Source organism: uncultured Planktosalinus sp., from assembly GCF_963973675.1.
GTDB lineage: Bacteria > Bacteroidota > Bacteroidia > Flavobacteriales > Flavobacteriaceae > Planktosalinus.
In genome coordinates, this window is the sequence record NZ_CAXBAN010000294.1 from 1 (window position 1) to 3,368 (window position 3,368).

Here is a 3,368-nt window from a genome sequence, read left to right on the forward strand (position 1 = left end):
ATAATTAAAAAAGCAACACAGCAAATCAATGCACTTACCATACCTCCTCTTGAGAAAGTAACCAACCCTCTGTAACAAACCAACATTAATAATATTAAGTCAATTATATTTATTAACCTGCTTTTTATAGTAAACAAACGTATGAATAATATAATTGCTCCCAATCCTAAAATTGTTGAAACCTGATTGGGTCCAAATCCACCAGATGCTGCAAAATTAGAAGCTGTACCACTCAAAGCATCGCGGATACTGGGAGTATATAAAAATAAATAAACCGTTAATGTTATTATTGGAAGCATTATCGCCAAGAAAATGTGGTGAATTCTGTTTAATGATATTTTCCTAAAAAAACAATATACACCAACAATTCCAACAGTTATTGGACCACTCAAATTAAAAGCAATTGCGTTTCTAAAATCTGTATCAAAATTTAAATTCATAGCTGAAAAAAACACCCCGGGAACCAATAAAAAAATATACAGCCAATACGGAAAAGTACGTTTGGAAGTGCCTCTGTAAAAAATTCCAACAACCAAAAAGAGTATCACTAAATATTTTCCAGACTCATAAAAAATGGCACCCCCTGTCATTCTAAAAAACAACTCTGCTCCTGTAATATAAGCAGCTGCAAGTAGTGCTTCATCGTTTTTGTTTGCTTTATTCACAATTAGAAAAAAGAAAAAAAGAACAATCCCAACAAAAATAATCTTTGAAGAAAAAGGAACTAAATAAACCAAAAAAGCTAATACAGCGTGTAGCAACAACAACTGTAAGTAAGTAATTTTTTTTATTGGTTTTATTCTTAATGCCCTCATATTTTAGACTGACTCGGTGAATTACATAAACTTAGGTTTTTTAATTCAAATTAAAAATGGATAAAAAGATTCTATTTTTATAACTCTTCAACTACAATTGTTTGTTATATACATCTTTGAAATTGACTTTTTACAATTTTCAATACCCAAATATATCAAAGCATTTGCATTATTTTCATATTTTTTTGTATCAATAATATTATTTGTTGTAATCATTCAATTGAAAAAAACTTATCTATTTTTCCTTCTCCAAAAAAATACTAATCTCATAAATAATGGAGTTTTTAATTACAGCAGACTTCCTATTTATTCAGCTATATTTGTGTGTTTTTTTGTGCGCTATTATTTCAGTCTGGTTTTAGAATTGGAATATCTTTACTTACATTAATTTTATTTTATTTAAATTCAATTTATGAAGAAAAAAAGTTAATCACAGTTTTTCCGGAATATGAAAACTAAAAAGTCCAACAAAAAGGCCTTTTATTTTCATTAAGCATTGTTAGAAACAATAAATCAAGTATTTAAGACATATTAATCAGAAACAAACACTTATATTTAATTATGAAAACACAAATAATAAGTACCCTTATTCTATTGATCTCCACCACCCTATTAAGCCAGCAAAATAGCTTAGAATTAAACCCTCTTCCGTCTTCGATTGAATATGCTGCCCAAACTATTCAAAAACCTCAATTAATCGAAAAAATCAAGTATTTATCTTCAGACCAACTTAAAGGAAGAAAAACAGGAACAGCTGAAAACAAAAAAGCCAGAAACTATATTGTAGATTTTTTTATTGAAAAGGACTTAGATGTTACTCTTCAACCTTTTCAGTTTGAAAGAGACAATAAAACACACAAAGCTGTCAATATCATTACAATAATCGAAGGCACTGAAAACCCGGAAAACTTCATTGCAGTAACAGCACACTTTGATCACGTGGGGATAGATAAAAGTGTAGAACGCGATTCTATTTACAATGGTGCTGACGATAATGCTTCGGGTACTAGCGCATTGCTATTAATGGCAAAATATTTTAAATTAAATCCACCTAAAAACTCATTTATTTTTATAGCGCTGGATGCAGAAGAAATGGGATTACAAGGGGCAAAATATTTTGTTGAATCCAATAAGAGAAACATTGTATTAAATATAAATATGGATATGATTAGCCGCAACAAAAATAATGAAATTTACATCTGTGGTACCCGGTTTACACCTTCATTAAAATCCTATTTTGAAGCAATACCCGTTGAATCAATTCCAATTAAAGTAAGCTTGGGGCACGATGGTCTTGATGGCAAAGACAGTTGGGTAAACTCTTCAGACCACGCGCCATTTCATAAATCTGGGATTCCCTTCTTATATTTTGGAGTTGAAGACCACCCAGACTATCATAAACCCACAGATGAGTTCTCAAGGATTGATCCCGATTTTTATTTTAATGTAGTAAACTTTATCACACATACTCTAGCAGACATTGACTCCAAAATTGGTTACTAATAATTGTAACATTAGTTACTTTCTAAATACCAGAAGGATTTTATTTTTGAAAAAAATGTTTTAATGGAAAAGTACTTCACAATTGCCCGGGATTCTTTTACCGGGTATTTTAACTATCTTGTAAATGAGGTTTCAAATCCTTCTTGGACCAACTATTTTTATTGGTTAATAGTATTGTCATTAATGGTATGGGTAGTTGAAATTATTATTCCATGGAGAAAAAATCAAAAAATATTTAGAAAAGACTTTTGGCTGGATAGTTTTTATATTCTTTTTAATTTCTTTTTATTTTCTTTAGTCGGATACAATGCAATTTCAAATATAGGAGTAGAATTGTTTAATGACTTTTTAGCTCTCTTTGGTATTACAAATATGGTGGCAATTAATGTGCAAAATTTTCCGGTTTGGTCACAATTACTCATAATGTTTGTTATAGCAGATTTTATTCAATGGAATGTACATCGTCAACTGCATAAAAGACCTTGGCTTTGGGAGTTTCACAAAGTACATCATAGCGTAAAAGAGATGGGTTTTGCAGCCCAATTTAGGTTTCATTTTATGGAAACCATTATTTATAAAACAGTTCAGTATGTGCCATTAGCAATGATTGGTTTTGGAATTCAGGAATTTTTTGTGGTTCATATGTTTGCGGTTTTAGTAGGACATTTAAATCACGCCAATGTGGGATGGAGTTATGGAATTTTAGGGTATGTTCTCAACAACCCTAAAATGCATATTTGGCACCATTCAAAAGAACTTCCCAATGAGCATCCGTATGGAATGAATTTTGGACTCACCTTAAGTATATGGGATTATTTGTTCAAAACAGCTTACATTCCAAAAGACGGAAAAGATATCGAGTTGGGCTTTCACGGTGATGAAGGCTTTCCTAAAGACTTTGGAAAACAGGTTATTTACCCTTTTAAAAAAAGAAAACCACATTCATAATTTAATTTATAAATGTGGTTTTATTGAAATGAACCCTATTATTCAACAGGATCATTTACAGTTCCATATAAATCGATACTTGCAGGTCCTCTTGGAACTGAA

General features: G+C 30.8%; 2 protein-coding genes and 1 pseudogene. 2 read left to right on the plus strand and 1 reads right to left on the minus strand.

Annotated elements, in window-relative coordinates:
• Window positions 1-665 (minus strand): annotated as a pseudogene (locus tag AACY61_RS10760) (O-antigen ligase domain-containing protein); the annotation flags it as partial.
• A 711-nt stretch (window positions 666-1,376) separates the two neighbouring features.
• Here AACY61_RS10760 and AACY61_RS10765 point away from each other — a divergent pair.
• On the plus strand, window positions 1,377-2,318 hold the full coding sequence (locus AACY61_RS10765; protein ID WP_339611584.1) for a M28 family peptidase: 942 nt from the start codon (window positions 1,377-1,379) through the stop codon (window positions 2,316-2,318).
• 63 nt (window positions 2,319-2,381) lie between these two features.
• Window positions 2,382-3,266 carry a sterol desaturase family protein gene (locus tag AACY61_RS10770; protein WP_339611585.1) on the plus strand — a complete coding sequence of 295 codons (885 nt, stop codon included), beginning with the start codon at window positions 2,382-2,384 and terminating at the stop codon, window positions 3,264-3,266.
• Window positions 3,267-3,368: the final 102 nt, after the last annotated feature.

What these genes read in the sequence shown, in the direction of transcription:
- AACY61_RS10765 (WP_339611584.1), top strand. Translation starts at nt 1,377, where the DNA reads ATGAAAACACAAATAATAAGTACCCTTATTCTATTGATCTCCACCACC.
- AACY61_RS10770 (WP_339611585.1), top strand. Translation starts at nt 2,382, where the DNA reads ATGGAAAAGTACTTCACAATTGCCCGGGATTCTTTTACCGGGTATTTT.